The sequence below is a fragment of the Siphonobacter sp. BAB-5385 genome, assembly GCF_002261125.1.
GTDB lineage: Bacteria > Bacteroidota > Bacteroidia > Cytophagales > Spirosomataceae > Siphonobacter.
Map to the genome: position 1 here is coordinate 1 of NZ_NMPS01000100.1, position 15,636 is coordinate 15,636.

The window sequence follows — 15,636 nt, forward strand, 5'->3', positions numbered from 1 at the left end:
GGGGAGTACGATTCGAATCGTACTCCCCGTTTTCATTAAGATGCTTCTTATGCGTTAATGACCGTACCGCCGTTCGGGTGCAGGGTTTGTCCTGTAATGTAGCTAGCGTCTTCTGATGCCAGAAATACGTAACAGGGGCCTACCTCACAGGGTTGACCGGCCCGCTTCAGGGGTACATCCTTGCCAAACGCTTCCACTTTTTCGGCTGGGAAGGTAGCGGGAATCAGTGGCGTCCAGATGGGACCGGGAGCCACCGCGTTTACCCGAATTCCTTTTTCAGCCAGTTGTTCGGACAGTGAACGCGTAAAAGCCGTAATGGCTCCTTTCGTTGAGGCATAGTCAACCAGGGAAGGGCTACCCCGGAACGCAGTTACAGAAGTCGTATTGACGATACTGTCTCCTTCTTTCAAATGGGGCAGAGCGGCCCAGGTAAAATGAAAAAAGGAAAAAATATTGGTACGGAACGTGTTTTCCAGTTCCGACTGCGTGAGGTCTTCGAAGGATTCGTGTGGGTGCTGTTCTGCCGCGTTATTGACCAGTATATTCAGTTGGCCCAGATGCTGAACCGTCTTCTCAACCGCCACTTTGCAGAACTCGGGATGCTGAATATTCCCCTGAATGAGTAGACACTGTACGCCCTCGGCTTCAACGAGTTTGCGGGTATCGTACGCATCTTCATTTTCTTCCAGATAAACGATGGCTACGTCGGCTCCCTCGCGGGCAAAGTGAACGGCTACCGACCGGCCAATCCCACTATCGCCACCCGTGATCAGGGCTACTTTGCCGCGTAACTTGTCAGCACCCTTGTAGGAGTCCCGAATGAAGATGGGTTGGGGGTGCATATCGGCTTCAATACCGGGCTGATGCGGCTGGGTTTGGGCTGGTGTTGGTGTTTGCATAGTTGGATTATCTTTTGGTTGGTCGCATGAATTGCAAAAAAATGATACCTCAGTTTGTACTTAACAAAGGTGAAGTGAGGATTGGTAATCGGGGAAAAATTGCCACAATTTCATAATGACCTTTCAGAAGTACCCGCAAATTGCCTGAAAAGTGTTTTGGTACTAGGTTTTTGTTAAAAGGGTAGGACTTTTGAGTCCTGTTGAACGAGACGAGGAAAAGATTCACTTGTATATAAAGACCAGTCGTATGAACACCAATGAGCTTTTTATGAAATTAATCGATACTCTACCTGTACGCCGTATTGCTTTCCTGGGTGATTATTTACCGCGTCAATGTGGTATTGCTACGTTTACGCACGATTTACGTACCCACTTTCAGGAACGATACGCGGATCTTGATACGTTCGTGGTAGCGGTTGAAGACCGTCCGGGAGAATACGATTACCCTTCAGAAGTTCGCTATACCTTTGATCAGAACAGTCGTTCAGCGTACGTACAAACGGCTCGTTACCTGAATGAGTCGGGAGTTGAGGTGGTGTGCATGCAACATGAGTATGGGATTTACGGTGGCAATTCGGGTGAGTATGTGATTGATCTGCTTGATCGACTGAAAATGCCCGTGATTACAACCTTCCATACCATTCTGGAAAAACCTTCACCCGATCAGGATCGGATTTTACGGGCGATCGCTGACCGTTCTGCCTTTGTAGTGGTGATGTCGGAGCGTGGACGCCAGTTCCTGGAAAATATCTATGAAATCGAGCCCGAAAAAATTGTAGTCATTCCGCACGGCATTCCAGATGTTGCCTTTACCAATCCGGATGAAGCCAAGGCAGGTTTTGGACTGGATGGCAAAAAAGTAGTACTCACCTTTGGATTGATCTCTCCCAACAAGGGTATCGAAACCGCTATTTCAGCATTGCCTGAGGTAGTGAAGAAACATCCGGATTTGCGATATGTTGTACTCGGAGCTACGCACCCTAACCTGATTCGTGAACACGGCGAAGCGTATCGGACTAGCCTGGTTCGTTTGGCTGAAGAATTAGGCGTAGCCGAACACGTACAATTCCATAATCGATTCGTCGAAAAAGAAGATTTGCTTCAGTACCTGCAAATGGCTGATGTCTATCTGACTCCGTATTTGAATGCGGCTCAGATCACTTCCGGTACGCTAGCTTATTCCGTAGGAAGTGGAAAAGCTGTAGTATCGACACCATACTGGCACGCGGAGGAATTACTAGCCGATGGACGGGGTGTACTGGTACCTTTTGGTTCCTCAGAGGCCATCGCAGAAGCGTTAATTCATTTGTTCGATGAGCCAGACTACCGGAATAAACTTCGCAATGAAGCCTATCAATACAGTCGGCAGATGGTATGGCATGAAACCGTTGGTTCGTACCACAGACTCTTCGGTTATAGCGTAACCAACCGACTCGATCTGAATGCTGATGCCTTACCAACGTTAAAGCTGGATCACTTATACCGACTGACTGATTCTACGGGAATCATTCAGCACGCCCGGTACACCTTACCGCACCGCGAAGAAGGCTATTGTACGGACGATAACGCCCGGGCTTTACTATTGGCTTCGTGGCTTGATACGGACGGTGAAATCGTAGATGCCCGTATTCCGTGGATGATTGACGTATTTGCATCATTCCTGAATCATGCCTTCGATCCGCAGGTAGGCCGCTTCCGCAACTTCATGTCTTATGGACGCGAGTGGCTGGAAAGCTTCGGTTCGGATGATAGTCACGGTCGGGCCATCTGGGCTTTGGGTGGATTAATCGCCCGGACCCGTCGTCCCGACCTGCGGGCCTGGGCTCAGGATTTATTCAACCGTTCAATTGATAAAGTACTCGAGATGACGTCGCCCCGGAGCTGGGCCTTCACCATGCTGGGTCTTTCGGAGTTTTTACACCGCTATCCGGGCGACCGTCATAAGCAGGAACTCCGTCGAGAATTGGGTGATCGGCTATGTGCCTTATTACGCCAAACGGCTCGTCCGTACTGGTACTGGTTCGAGCCTATTTTGACGTACGATAACGCCCGTTTATCCCAGGCTTTACTTTGCTCAGACGTACCCGAGCATCAACTGGTAGGTTTGCATACACTGGAATGGCTTCGGGATGTGCAGACAGCCCCCGAGGGACACTTCCGGGCGATTGGTTCTGAAGGATTTTATCCCATGGGTAGTGAGCCTGCCGTATATGATCAGCAACCCCTGGAGGCCGCCGCTTCCATTGGAGCTTATCTGGCAGCGTATGCCTACTCGGGTCTTGACATCTGGCGGGAGGCTGCCGATACCGCTTTTGCCTGGTATTTAGGCAAAAACGATACGGGACTTGCGTTGTATGACGAGTCTTCAGGAGGATGTTACGATGGCTTACAACCACATTCGGTGAACTATAATCAGGGAGCTGAATCCTGTCTGGCTTATCTGATGGCACGTGCCGAAATTCGTGCCGCTCAGGTTCAACAGCAGACAAGCCAAAAGAAAAGCGAAAAAAATTCAGTGAAAGCTAAATAGCGATCGTTACCCGACCGTTAGTTCTTGAACTTTTCTTGTTCTCAATTTTGGCTTTTCTCAGGAAAAGTTCAGAGTTGAGAACATTCACTTTAATTGTCTCCATGACATGAGCGAATCTTTGTTAAACGTAGAACGTTATCCCCTGATCATAAAACCGGATACGCACCGGGTACTATTCCGCCCTTTTCATTTAGGAAATGAACGCATGGTACTGATCGTCAATCGTTTACTAACGCTAACCGAAGAAGAAGTAGAACAGGAGCTGGCTCAGGTTTTTCAGGAATTCCGCCACCGGCACCAGGCAGTCGAAGCTTATCTGGACCGCCGGGCCAAAGAGATTCTTTCTTTTTTCAATTTGCCGAAGGAATTAAGCCCCTTACATCAATTACTGGTTGGAGCTTATTTCACGCACGAATACGCCCTGGAAGCCGCCGCTCTGTTTAATCCTTCAATCGTCTGGCACCCCGATCAGACCAATCTTCCCGAAGGTTGCCGCCGATTTATTATCAGTTTACGAGCTACGGGAGAGGGACATATCTCCTCCATCGTCTTTCGTTCCGGATTTGTCGATCAGAACTGCGGTATCTGGCTGGATGGCCACTCGCGGTACGTAACGCCGCCTAATTCCTACACGGAAGCCCATCTGACGCTGGATGTATTCAAAAAGAAAATTCATGAACTAGGGCTGGATGATGGCTTTGCCAGTAGCATTGCCAGTCGCCTGCCTGAAGAAGTCTCGTATTCAGATGTGTACCCGGTTGTAAAAGAAGACCCCAATTATCCTACTCACCGCGTAGCGGGGGATGGGATATTGGCGTTGATGAAAGCCAACTATGAAGTACATTACAGCGATGACCGGGCCCTCAGTGAGCGAATTCTGTTCCCTTATTCTCCGAATGAAATGAACGGGATGGAAGACGCCCGTTTCGTGGAGTTCACGGAAGATGATGGTAGCAAAGTCTATTACGCAACCTATACCGCCTACAATGGACGGGTCATTTTCCCGCAGTTACTCGAAACGCGGGATTTTATGGACTTTCGGGTGAAAACCATGGCTGGTGATGTAGTCAAGAATAAGGGAATGGCTCTGTTTCCCCGCAAAATCAACGGCAAGTACGTGATGCTGGGTCGTCAGGATGGGGAGAACATCTATCTGATGGAAACCGACAATCTGTACTTCTGGGAAACGAGTCAGTTGTTACTGGCTCCCAAGTATCCCTGGGAGTTTGTACAGTTGGGTAACTGCGGTTCACCCATCGAAACGCCTGAAGGCTGGCTGGTACTGAGTCACGGGGTAGGAGCCATGCGGAAATACTGTATCGGCGTCTTTTTGTTAGATCTGGATAATCCTCAGAAAGTGCTGGCCCGACTGCCGTATCCGATTCTTACGCCCGAAGGCGAAGAACGGGAAGGTACGTACCCAACGTAGTATACACCTGCGGAGCAGTCATTCACGCCGACCGTTTACTGATTCCCTACGCCATGTCGGACTATTCAACGGGCTTTGCCACCATTGCCATGGAAGACCTGATGGAAGCCTTGCGGAAAGAAATTGCATTGGGGAAAAATGCGGAAGTAGCTGAGTTTCAGGAAAAATAATTGGGGCATAGTTTCCCAATTTTTAGTGAAAATTTCCTGATCTCCCGAACGGCACACTTTTCCTATACTACTTGACTAGAAGAATCCGTCATTCCAAAATCTCGTATCCTATGGGTAGTGTTGCACCTAACGAACTTCAAGTAATGCTTCAGCAATTGGGACAACTGCTACGGGTCGCCCGCAGCTGTCAACCCAACTTTGCTCACCTGAGCCTGGGAGCCAAAATGCCACGTTTGCGTAATCGCCTGATGCGAATCAACCAGGAAAATGGTTCGCTGGCTGATGAATTGAATATGTATACACGGCAATATGGTCGTCGGGAGGAAGAGACAAATCAAGCAGAATTGTATCCAACCTCGAATCAGATGGACTGGAACGAAGAACTGGAAGTTTGTGAACGTGGTACCGTTTCCCTGATGGATGCGTTTGAATCCGTTATGCAACATCGCTGCCTGATGGCATTTCCTGAATTGTATAAGAATCTCCATCAGCACCGTGAACAAGCCTCCGATAATTTAAACTGGTTACGTACGATGCGTACGGCTTAGTCAGTCACTTCAATAGATCAGTACAAAACCTGCTCATGGCGTTCATGAGCAGGTTTTTTATGCCTAAAAAAGGGATGGCCGGTGGAAACATTTTATCAACGGTATTGGTTGATATGTAAACGAATATTAGTTTTGCAGCATGAATTCCATGAAAGACGAATATGAACTGACGGACAAGGCTCTACTGGAACGAATCAAAAAGCTTTTTGTCGTCAATATACTGGGCCTCTCTCATCTGATTGTCCGGGACACCAATCGAGGCTTACTCAAGTTAGGTTACGCTTTACAGATTGAACAGATTCGGATTTTGATTACGCTGTATGTATTGAAAAATCCTCCTTCGCAACAGGACATTGCGAATATGTTGCAGAAGAATAAGGCTGGTATTCAGCGTTCTATACAAACTTTGCAGCGAGACGGCTACCTCAGAAGTACAACTGATGATCAGGACAAGCGAAAAAATGTGGTGGTGCTGACGCCGGCTGGAAAGTTGGTAGCCGAAAAAGCAATCGAGTCGCTGGAGCAGATGAACACCCAGATTGAGAAACATTTCGACGAAGCCGAGATTGCCCTGCTCCTGAAGATCCGTAGTAAAATCGATGAGCTGGCTCAGCAGAATGAAAAGTAATCTTCCTATTTGAATTTATTGACATATCAACAGTATCCATGAAAACGAACTCTTTTTTGATTGCAATGCTGGTGGCGGTTCTGCCTTCACTCAGCAAAGCTCAAAATGCTCAGCCCGGATGGACCTTAAAACAATGTATTGAATACGGTCTCAAAAATTATGGTGGCATACGGCTGGCCCAGTATCAGGTTGAAACGGCCAATCAGCAGGCTCGCGAAGCCATCTCACAGTACCTGCCGCAGGTTACGGGCTCTGGTAACTTTACGGACAACATCAAGCTACAGCGAAGTGTAATTCCGGCCAATACCTTTGGTAACCCCGAACCCCTGACGATCGCTTTTGGGCAGAAGTACCAGACGAATGTGGCGGCTCAGGCAACGCAGACCATCTACGATAAGACGCTGTTGCTGGGTATTAAAGCGAACGAACCGAATAAGAAACTGGCTGAACTTAATACCCGTCAGACTCAGGAGGACATCGTATACAACGTGGCCAAGAATTATTACCAGGTATTCGTTTCGCAGCAGCAGATTGCTCTGCTGAAAGATAACATGGCCCGTACACAACAGGTGTTAGCGATTCTGAAACTGCAGCGGGACAACGGTGTTATTCAACCCGTGGATTATACGAATACGGAAGTAAGCTACAACAACGCCCGTTCGCAACTGGTACTGGCCGAAAACTCGCTGGAGCTGGCCTTGAATCAGCTGAAGTTTCAGATGGGCGTATCGCAGGATCAGCCGCTGACGCTGAGCGATTCGAACATTGTCAAGCAATTGCCGAAAGTACAGAAGCAGGATTTCGATTACCACAATCTGGTCAGTTTCCAGCAAGGTGAGCGGAATCTGGATTTGCAACGCATCAATATGGAACGGACGAAAGCGGGTTATCTGCCCACACTGTCGCTAACGCCAGTTACGGTACGCTTTCTTTCTCGAATCAATTCAGTGGGGCGTTTCAGAATTTCCTCGGTTTTGGTACGGTAGGCCTGCGATTGAATCTTCCCATTTTTGACGGTTTCCGTCGGGATGCCCAATATCAGCAAAATAAACTGACGGTACTCACGCAGGAAGAGCAGCAACGACTGAATACAGAGTCCTTCAAGTTGCAGTACAACAATGCGGAATCGCAACTGGTACGAGCCAAAACGAATACGGAAAACGATGATCGGACGGTGAAACTGGCCCAGGAAGTATACGACATTACGACCCTGCAATACAAACAGGGTACGAAAAGTCTGACGGACCTGCTGAACGCTGATAAGTCGTACCGCGAGGCTCAGTCTAACTACATCAATTCACTCATTAACTATTACCAGGCTCAGCTGGATCTGGAACAATCGCAGGGTACACTCCTGAATTTCTATAATCAACTTTAGACGTCTTTCCCTAGAACCATGAAACGTACTACAATAATTGTCATTCTAGCGTTGGTTGCCATTCTTGGTTTAATCGGCTTCCAGCTAGCGTCGAACAAGAAGAAGCTCGATGAAAAGAATCAAGTGCCCACCACGACCAATGTCCAGATTCCGGTAACGGTAGCGACGGTACAGGAGGGCGACGTATCGCAGCAACTCGTGAAAACGGGGAACCTGATTCCCTTCCGGGAGGCGGACATTATGGCCACTGCCGCGGGTAAAGTATTGAAAGTGAATTTTGAACTGGGTACAGCCGTCCGGCAGGGAGCGACGCTGGTACAGGTGGACAATGAGCTGAAAGCGTTATCGCTGGAAGCTACGCAACTGAACATCGATAAGTTGAAGAAAGACGTAAACCGCTATAACACCCTGTACGCCGGTAACGCTGCTACGGAATTGCAGGTAAACGACACGAAGTACAACTACGACAACGCCGTTAATCAGGCTCAACAGATTAAAAAACAGATTTCGGATGCCACCGTTAAAGCTCCCATCAGCGGTCGGATTGTGAAGAAAAATGTGGAAGCGGGCGAATACGTCAATGTAGGTACGGTACTCGGTACGGTGCTGGACATAAACCGCCTGAAAGTACAGGTGCTCGTGAACGAAAAAGACGTGTATACGCTGAAAGAAGGTCACGCCGTGAAAGTGAGCACGGATGTATTTCCTGACCGCGTATTTAACGGTACCATCTCGTATATCGCTCCGCAGGGGGATGAGCAGCACAACTATCCCGTAGAGATCACGATTCAGAATGGTAATCTTCTCAAAGCGGGTACGTTCGTCAACGTCGATTTCTCACAAAAATCCAACCAGCGGGCTTTGCAGATTCCACGTACGGCTCTGGTGGAAAGTGTGAAAAATCCTTACGTATACGTAGTAGAGGGACAGGTTGTTAAACAGCGTAAAATTCAGGTAGGTCGCGAACTGGGTGATTTCGTTGAAGTGCTGTCCGGTCTTAACGCGGGCGAAAGAGTAGTCACCACGGGCCAGATTAACCTGAGCGAAGGCACCGCCGTACAAGTCAATAAATAGTTTACAGTTTAGCGTTTTCAGTTTTCAATGGCTAACCATGGGGAGGGCAGAAAACTGAAAACCATAGACTGAAAAACGTAAACTAAAAAGAAATGTCGATAACCGAAGTAGCCATAAAACGACCTCTGCTGGTGACTACCATCTTTACGGTACTCATCCTCTTTGGGGTCATCAGTTACCAGCAGTTGTCCTACAATCTGCTGCCTAAATTCGAGGCGAACGTCATCAGCGTTGCTACCGTTTATCGGGGGGCTGCCGCCGATGAAGTAGAAACCAACGTGACCAAACGCATCGAAGACGCCCTTTCGTCACTCGAAGGACTCGATCGGATCAAATCTACTTCGCAGGAAGGGGTTTCCTCGGTCGTCCTTCAATTGAAAAACGGAGCCGATGTAAACCTGGCCCAACAGGATGCCCAGCGGAAAATCAACCAGATTCTCTCGCTGTTGCCCGAAGATGTAGATGATCCGGTCATCAATAAATTCTCCACGGACGAATTACCCGTTCTGCGGATGGGGGTTACGGCCAAGTTGTCGCCCACGCAATTGTTCGATCTGTTGGACGAGAAACTCAAGCCCCAGCTCTCCAACGTAGCCGGGGTAGGGCAGATCAACCTGATTGGTGGTGCCGAACGGGAAATTCAGGTGAACGTAGACCCCGTGAAATTACAGGCGTACGGCATTTCCATCGGTCAGGTCTCGCAGGCCGTTTACAATGCCAACGCCAGTTATCCGGCGGGTCAGATTGAAACGCAACAGTCGCAGTATTCCATTCACTTCGACGCCACGGTACAGTCGGTGGAAAAAATGCGTAACCTGATCATTGCTCGTCGACTCGCCAGCGGTAATACGCCCGGCGGTGGTGATGTATTGTTACGGGATGTTGCCGAAGTCGTGGACGGAACGGCCAAAGAAACGGCCATCAACCACATCAACGGTATTCCTTCCATCGGGGTGCAGGTACTGAAACAGAGTGATGCGAACGCCGTAGAAGTGAGTGAACTCGTACGCGAGCGAATCGGGGTACTGGAAAAACAGTACGCTTCCATCGGCCTTAAATTCAATATTGCGGCGGATCAGTCGGTGTATACGCTGGCTTCAGCTGAGGCCGTAGTGGACGATTTATTCCTGGCCGTGGCGATTGTATCGGTCGTGATGTTGCTGTTCCTGCACAGCTTCCGGTCGTCATTGTTCGTACTGGTGGCTCTGCCTTCGTCCATTGTGCCGACGTTTATGCTGATGTATCTGTCAGGATTCTCGCTGAACCTGATGACGCTGATGGCACTCTCGCTGGTGGTGGGTATCCTCGTCGATGACTCCATTGTAATTCTGGAGAACATTACCCGACACATGGAAATGGGTAAAGACCGACGACAGGCCGCTATCGACGGACGGAGCGAAATCGGGTTTACCGCCCTGGCCATTACCCTGGTGGACGTCGTGGTATTCGTACCGCTGGCCTTGACGGGTGGTTTGATCGGTAACATCCTCCGCGAATTCTCTCTGGTCGTTGTATTCTCGACGCTGATGAGTTTAGTGGTATCCTTTACCATTACGCCGTTGCTGGTATCGCGTTTCGGCAAGCTGGAGCACCTGAAAGAAAATACGCTCTGGGGTAAAATCAACCTCGGTTTTGAACGCTTCATCGACCGGATCATTGCTTATTACGGTGGTGTACTGCAAAAAGCCCTGGGTCACAAACGCTGGGTGTTTATCATCGTCATTCTGTTGTTTGTCGGTTCAATTGCACTGGTACCAGCGGGCTTTATTGGAGCGGCCTTCATGCCTCAATCCGATCAGGGGGAAATTGCCGTGCAATTGGAGTTAGCCCCAACTGCTTCCATTTACCAGACGAACGAAGCCGTACAGAAAGCCGAACAGATTCTGTTGAAACATCCCGGCGTAACGAACGTCTTCTCGAACGTAGGGTATACAAGTAACGCCCTATCCTCCACGTCAAACAGTAACCTGGCCGATATTAACGTCAAGCTGGTCGATAAAAAAGAGCGGACGTACACGACGGATGAGTTTGGGGTTGAAATCAAGAAAGAAATCGGCAAGGTTCCGGGGGTGAAAGTAACCGTAAGCCCCGTAGGTATTGTTGGTTCTTCCGAAGCTCCCATTCAGATTGCCGTGAAGGGTACCGATATGCCCTCCATCCGGAAAGCGGCCGCTCAGGTATTGAATATTGTAAAATCCACGCCGGGTACGCAGGATGTGAAGTATTCCGTGAAAGATCCAAAACCGGAAGTATCCATCAAACTGAATCGGGAGCGAATGGCCCAACTGGGTATCAATGCTTCGGACGTAGGAATGGCCCTGCAAACGGCTTTCCGGGGCGATGACCGGGCCAAGTTCAAACAGAACGGGAACGAGTACGATATTCTGGTCAATCTCGACCGATTCAACCGCAGTAGTGCGGATGACGTAGGAAACCTGCTGTTCGTCAACAACCAGGGACGTACCTTCCAGTTGTCGCAATTTGCTCAGGTAGACGAACGGATTGGAGAAAGTGTACTGGAACGGAACGACCGGCTGTCTTCGATTACCATCAACTCGCAGGTCGTCGGACGTCCGGTGGGTACGGTAGGGGCCGACATTCAGGCGAAAATGGCCAATGTCAAACTGGGTGAAGGAATCTCGGTTCAGTACCTCGGTCAGTTGCAACAGCAGTCCGATGCCTTCGGTAGTCTGGGACTGGCTCTGATCATGGCTATTCTGCTGGTGTACTTCATCATGGTGGCTCTGTACGAAAGCGTCGTGTATCCCTTCGTTGTACTGTTCTCGATTCCCGTTGCTCTGATCGGTGCCTTGCTGGCTCTGGCTCTGACGATGGAAAGCTTAACGGTATTCTCGATTGTAGGTATGATCATGCTGTTGGGTCTGGTCGCGAAAAACGCCATCCTGATCGTAGACTTTGCCAACCACCTGAAAGCCGAGGGTAAAGAAGTAGTTGCGGCTCTGGTGGAAGCGGGTAAGGAACGTCTTCGTCCGATTTTGATGACTACGCTGGCCATGATCTTCGGTATGTTGCCGATTGCATTAGCCAGTGGGGCAGGGGCCGAAACCAAAAATGGTATGGCCTGGGTCATCATTGGTGGTCTGACGAGTTCGCTGGTGCTGACGCTCTTCGTCGTACCTTCCGTATATCTGGTAGTAGACCGAATTATCGCTCGTTTTCAGAAAAAAGAACCCCGTCCGCAGAAGCCCGAAGAGCTTACTGTTTCACGGGCTATGAACGAGTAATGGTCTGATTAACAATAGGTAACGGCTTTCCGGAATACATTCGGGAAGCCGTTTTTTTGCTCCACACTTCTGGGGAAGCGGCTACTCGAAGGTGAGGCTGGCTTGCCCCTCCGCGGATTGGTATATGGTTTTCGTATATACGTACCGTATAATCAACCCAAACGTATTTTATTATGGCAAGTCTTGCTAGTCTTTTTCAAATGGACAAGGCCGAGGGCCTTTCAGAACTATTCGTTGCTCAATTAAAAGATATTTATTGGGCCGAAAATAAATTAACGACGGCTCTTACCGAGATGGAAACCGCCGCCACGACGGATGAACTCAAAGGAGGTCTGCGTACGCACTTGGCCGAAACGGAAGGACAGATTCAGCGTCTGAATCAGGTATTCTCTTCCCTGGGTCTGGAAGCGGAAGGCGTAAAATGTCAGGCAATGGCCGGACTGGTAGACGAAGGCGAAGACATCGTTGCTGAAACGCAAAGTGGTAGTCTGACCCGTGACGCCGGTATCATTGCCGCCTGTCAGAAGGTAGAGCACTACGAAATTGCCAGCTACGGAACGCTGGTAGCCTGGGCGAAAATTCTGGGTTATGAAGAAGCCGCTCGTCTGCTCCATGCCAACCTGCAGGAAGAAGAAGCCACCGATCAGAAGTTAACGATGCTGGCGGAATCGTTCGTGAATACGACCGCTACGGCTGAGTAATAGAAATTGAGATTGAAAGGTGGATGTCCTTTTTCAAAAGGCCCGCTTTTCTCAAACGAGAGGTCCGACACCTCTCGTTTTTTTATGCCTGATTGTGCGACAATAGCTATACGTGCCGCCGAATTTTTAGGAGCGATTAGTCTGGAAAAGAGATGAACAGTCCCTGATTCTAGAATCTTATCATGGAGTTATACCCCAAAATTTAGTATCTAATTAGTGATAAGAAAGTCCAGCCCAAAACGCATGATCAGCTATAAATAGATCCCTTCTAATCCTTCCATTAAACCTCAAACACTACCCAAATCTTAAACTATTCCAAGCTCAAACTTTAACCTACAGTAACCTCAAATACTCACCCGTTCAAACATCAAATCCCCCTTCCCAATAGGCACATTTTTTTCTCAGCATAAAGCTTACTATCCAACCTCACGTATACCATGAAAAGTTTAGATTCCATGTTGTCTGACCTCTTGTCTGACAAGAAAACGGTGTCCCGCCAATTGTTTTTACGCCGGGCGGGTCAGGGACTCGCCTTGTCGGGCATTGCGGGGGGATTAGCCGCCTGTCAGATCAGCTTAGGTCAGGGCAAAACCGATGGGGTGAAGCCCACTTCGCCGCCCGCTAAAAATACGGATCCTTCCAAACCCGAACAACCCATTGAACTGGAGGCCTGGAAGGCAGAAACCGAGCAGGCCGCTGGCCCCACGCCTAGTCCGCAACCCGAAGAACAACGCGTAGGCTACGCCATTGTAGGTCTGGGGCACTTGTCGCTCGATGAAATCCTGCCTGCTCTGGCTCAGTGCAAAAAGTCGAAAGTGACGGCTCTGGTTAGTGGTAACCGGGAAAAGGCCCTGAAAGTGGCAAAACAGTACGGCGTTCCGGAAAAGAACATTTACAATTACCAGACCTACGATCAGCTAAAAGATAACCCGGAGGTACAGGCCATTTACATTGTACTGCCCAACGGACTGCATGCCGAGTACACCATTCGCGGAGCCAAGGCGGGTAAACACATTCTGTGCGAAAAGCCCATGGCCAATACGCCCGAGGAATGCCGTCAGATGATTGAAGCCTGCAAACAGGCCAACCGCAAACTGATGATTGCCTACCGGATCCAGTACGAGCCTTACCACGCCATGATTCGCGATTCGATCCGTCAGAAGAAATTCGGTAAGGTAAAATTCATTGAAGCAACGAATGCTCAGTACACGGCCAATCCTTCGCACTGGCGTCACGTGAAAGCCCTGGCTGGCGGTGGGTCCTTACCCGACATTGGTTTGTACTGTCTGAACACCATTCGGTATGCCTTGGGCGAAGAGCCTACTGAGGTGATGGGGTACCAGTACTCCACGCCCGGTGATCCGCTGTTTAAGGAAGTGGAAGAGAACGTAACCTGGCAAATGCGTTTTCCCAGTGGCGTACTCGCCAACTGTGCGACCGCCTATGCCGCTCACGAAAACCGTACGTACAAAGTATTGGCCGAGAAGGGCTGGATGAGTATGCAACCCGCCTTCGCTTACAAAGGCCTGTCGATGAAACAGTCGCACGCCGAAGGACCCGTGGAATATAACGAAGAACCGAAGATCGCGGAGAAAAACCAGTTTGCTCTGGAAATGGACCACTTCTCGGACTGTATTCAGCAGGATAAAAAACCCTTCACGCCGGGCGAAGAAGGGCTTCAGGATCACATTATCATGGAAGCCATCTACCAGTCAGCCCGGGAAGGCAAACCCGTCAAACTACAGAAATACGACAAGCTCGACACCTTCCGGGGAACGGAACCGAAGCGGGGATAGGAGGGGCAGGGTTTAAGGTTTGATAGAAGTTTGATTGGATTTAAAGTTTGATGTTGGTTTAATGTTTGAATACGTTTAAATGATTTGAGATGGGATTTGTTTTATTAATGCCTTGAGATGCATGAAACTCAAACTTAATCAAACCTTAAACTCTAGTCAAACCTTCTTAAACTTTAAACGCTATCAAACCTTCTCACACCTATACCAAATAAAACGCCGTTGCAGTATACTGCAACGGCGTTTCTGTTCATGGGTTGGATAGACTAAGAGTCTTAATACGTGGTAGGCAGTGCTTTCCCGTGGATTTCGTGTCCGTTGTGGGATTCCAGTTCATCTGCGATCACTTCGCGTTCTTCCTGGGTTCTTGGCGTTACGCCAATGACAATACCGCCTTCTTTGATGCTGCTTTCGTAGTACTCCGCCCGTTCTTTCGGAATACCTGAGCCGACCAGGGCACCGATGATACCCCCCGTCAAACCACCCGCTCCAGCACCTGTAAGAGCCGCCAACAGAGGACCAGCTACGACCAGACCCAGACCCGGCAAAGCTACTATGGTACCAATCGCTGCGATGGCTCCGAGAATGGCACCAGCCGTACCACCAATGGCGGAACCGATACCCGCTTTTTCCATGGCCTTGTTACCAAGATCAGATTCATGATCACTCGTACGAAAACTTTCCTGCGTCGCGTTCGACATCAGTACCGATATATCATTCGACGAATAACCCCGATTAATCAGGGCGTTATACGCGTTTTCCGCATCTTTTGTATTATTGAATACGCCCGTCACCGCTCCGGTTCCAGTCGTCATCGTATTTACATTTTCCATGGCTTTAAGGGCTTTAAGTAGCGTTGAGGATTAAACTACATGACCATTATCTATAAACAGACGTACCAGAATAGGAAATAGAGGATAGATTTTAGATATAAGTATTTGATAGTGAATGGTTTGTGTTTTGATGACTTAATAAAAAGTAGAACGATAGTCGGGAAATACCCACTCCCCAGATCGGTTAATTATGGCCCCAATGGGGTGGGGAGGGGTAGAAGCGATAGGACTATTAAAGTTAATCTGATGCAAACGTATTGTACTAGACGAGTTAACTTAGCAAGAAAAGAACTTACCCCGCTCGCCCCGATTTGCAATCGGTACATCTCCGGTTCTACGTCTACGACGCCACTCTGACAAACCCCCAAACACAACAAAAAAGTCGGTAAATCATTGATTTACCGACTT

The 15,636-nt window shown here is 49.0% G+C and carries 12 protein-coding genes and 1 pseudogene; 11 read left to right on the forward strand and 2 right to left on the reverse strand.

Annotation, left to right across the window (positions count from 1 at the left end; translation table 11 throughout):
• Positions 1 to 47: 47 nt before the first annotated feature.
• Positions 48 to 899: an SDR family oxidoreductase gene (locus BWI93_RS10030; RefSeq protein ID WP_094810774.1), complete on the reverse strand. Its 852-nt coding sequence runs from the start codon at positions 897 to 899 to the stop codon at positions 48 to 50.
• A gap of 268 nt (positions 900 to 1,167) precedes the next feature.
• On the opposite strand from BWI93_RS10030, the gene BWI93_RS10035 reads away from it, so the two are divergent.
• The 11 genes and pseudogenes from BWI93_RS10035 to BWI93_RS10075 all read left to right on the forward strand — a co-directional run bounded on the left by BWI93_RS10035 (position 1,168) and on the right by BWI93_RS10075 (position 14,398).
• Positions 1,168 to 3,429 (forward strand): glycosyltransferase family 4 protein, encoded by a 2,262-nt coding sequence (locus BWI93_RS10035; RefSeq protein WP_094811018.1) that lies wholly within the window; start codon positions 1,168 to 1,170, stop codon positions 3,427 to 3,429.
• Positions 3,430 to 3,535: 106 nt separating this feature from the next.
• A complete protein-coding gene (locus tag BWI93_RS10040) occupies positions 3,536 to 4,858 on the forward strand; it encodes a glycoside hydrolase family 130 protein (protein ID WP_255157793.1) in 1,323 nt (440 codons plus the stop codon).
• 41 nt (positions 4,859 to 4,899) lie between these two features.
• Positions 4,900 to 5,028 (forward strand): hypothetical protein, encoded by a 129-nt coding sequence (locus BWI93_RS28690; RefSeq protein ID WP_255157795.1) that lies wholly within the window; start codon positions 4,900 to 4,902, stop codon positions 5,026 to 5,028.
• Positions 5,029 to 5,171: 143 nt separating this feature from the next.
• Positions 5,172 to 5,576, forward strand: a complete 405-nt coding sequence (locus BWI93_RS10045; RefSeq protein ID WP_102200563.1) for a hypothetical protein — start codon at positions 5,172 to 5,174, stop codon at positions 5,574 to 5,576.
• 148 nt (positions 5,577 to 5,724) lie between these two features.
• The gene (locus BWI93_RS10050; RefSeq protein WP_158242709.1) at positions 5,725 to 6,204 is read left to right on the forward strand and encodes a MarR family winged helix-turn-helix transcriptional regulator; all 480 of its coding nucleotides are present in this window, start codon (positions 5,725 to 5,727) and stop codon (positions 6,202 to 6,204) included.
• A gap of 65 nt (positions 6,205 to 6,269) precedes the next feature.
• Positions 6,270 to 7,190 (forward strand): TolC family protein, encoded by a 921-nt coding sequence (locus BWI93_RS10055; RefSeq protein ID WP_369679134.1) that lies wholly within the window; start codon positions 6,270 to 6,272, stop codon positions 7,188 to 7,190.
• Positions 7,163 to 7,582, forward strand: a pseudogene (locus BWI93_RS29520) (TolC family protein); the annotation flags it as partial. The gene BWI93_RS10055 and the pseudogene BWI93_RS29520, both read left to right, overlap by 28 nt.
• 18 nt (positions 7,583 to 7,600) lie before the next feature.
• Complete coding sequence (locus BWI93_RS10060; RefSeq protein ID WP_094810781.1) at positions 7,601 to 8,656, forward strand: efflux RND transporter periplasmic adaptor subunit; 1,056 nt, start codon at positions 7,601 to 7,603, stop codon at positions 8,654 to 8,656.
• A 92-nt stretch (positions 8,657 to 8,748) separates the two neighbouring features.
• A complete protein-coding gene (locus BWI93_RS10065; protein WP_094810783.1) occupies positions 8,749 to 11,901 on the forward strand; it encodes an efflux RND transporter permease subunit in 3,153 nt (1,050 codons plus the stop codon).
• Between the two features lie 173 nt (positions 11,902 to 12,074).
• A complete protein-coding gene (locus tag BWI93_RS10070; RefSeq protein ID WP_094810831.1) occupies positions 12,075 to 12,602 on the forward strand; it encodes a ferritin-like domain-containing protein in 528 nt (175 codons plus the stop codon).
• Positions 12,603 to 13,039: 437 nt separating this feature from the next.
• The gene (locus tag BWI93_RS10075; protein WP_094810862.1) at positions 13,040 to 14,398 is read left to right on the forward strand and encodes a Gfo/Idh/MocA family protein; all 1,359 of its coding nucleotides are present in this window, start codon (positions 13,040 to 13,042) and stop codon (positions 14,396 to 14,398) included.
• Between the two features lie 272 nt (positions 14,399 to 14,670).
• Here BWI93_RS10075 and BWI93_RS10080 read toward each other — a convergent pair whose 3' ends face one another.
• On the reverse strand, positions 14,671 to 15,228 hold the full coding sequence (locus BWI93_RS10080; RefSeq protein ID WP_255157794.1) for a hypothetical protein: 558 nt from the start codon (positions 15,226 to 15,228) through the stop codon (positions 14,671 to 14,673).
• Positions 15,229 to 15,636: the final 408 nt, after the last annotated feature.

What these genes read in the sequence shown, in the direction of transcription:
- BWI93_RS10045 (WP_102200563.1), top strand. Translation starts at nt 5,172, where the DNA reads ATGCTTCAGCAATTGGGACAACTGCTACGGGTCGCCCGCAGCTGTCAA.
- BWI93_RS10040 (WP_255157793.1), top strand. Translation starts at nt 3,536, where the DNA reads ATGAGCGAATCTTTGTTAAACGTAGAACGTTATCCCCTGATCATAAAA.
- BWI93_RS10035 (WP_094811018.1), top strand. Translation starts at nt 1,168, where the DNA reads ATGAAATTAATCGATACTCTACCTGTACGCCGTATTGCTTTCCTGGGT.
- BWI93_RS10070 (WP_094810831.1), top strand. Translation starts at nt 12,075, where the DNA reads ATGGCAAGTCTTGCTAGTCTTTTTCAAATGGACAAGGCCGAGGGCCTT.
- BWI93_RS10080 (WP_255157794.1), bottom strand. Translation starts at nt 15,228, where the DNA reads ATGGAAAATGTAAATACGATGACGACTGGAACCGGAGCGGTGACGGGC.
- BWI93_RS10050 (WP_158242709.1), top strand. Translation starts at nt 5,725, where the DNA reads ATGAAAGACGAATATGAACTGACGGACAAGGCTCTACTGGAACGAATC.
- BWI93_RS10055 (WP_369679134.1), top strand. Translation starts at nt 6,270, where the DNA reads ATGCTGGTGGCGGTTCTGCCTTCACTCAGCAAAGCTCAAAATGCTCAG.
- BWI93_RS10030 (WP_094810774.1), bottom strand. Translation starts at nt 899, where the DNA reads ATGCAAACACCAACACCAGCCCAAACCCAGCCGCATCAGCCCGGTATT.
- BWI93_RS10065 (WP_094810783.1), top strand. Translation starts at nt 8,749, where the DNA reads ATGTCGATAACCGAAGTAGCCATAAAACGACCTCTGCTGGTGACTACC.
- BWI93_RS10075 (WP_094810862.1), top strand. Translation starts at nt 13,040, where the DNA reads ATGAAAAGTTTAGATTCCATGTTGTCTGACCTCTTGTCTGACAAGAAA.
- BWI93_RS10060 (WP_094810781.1), top strand. Translation starts at nt 7,601, where the DNA reads ATGAAACGTACTACAATAATTGTCATTCTAGCGTTGGTTGCCATTCTT.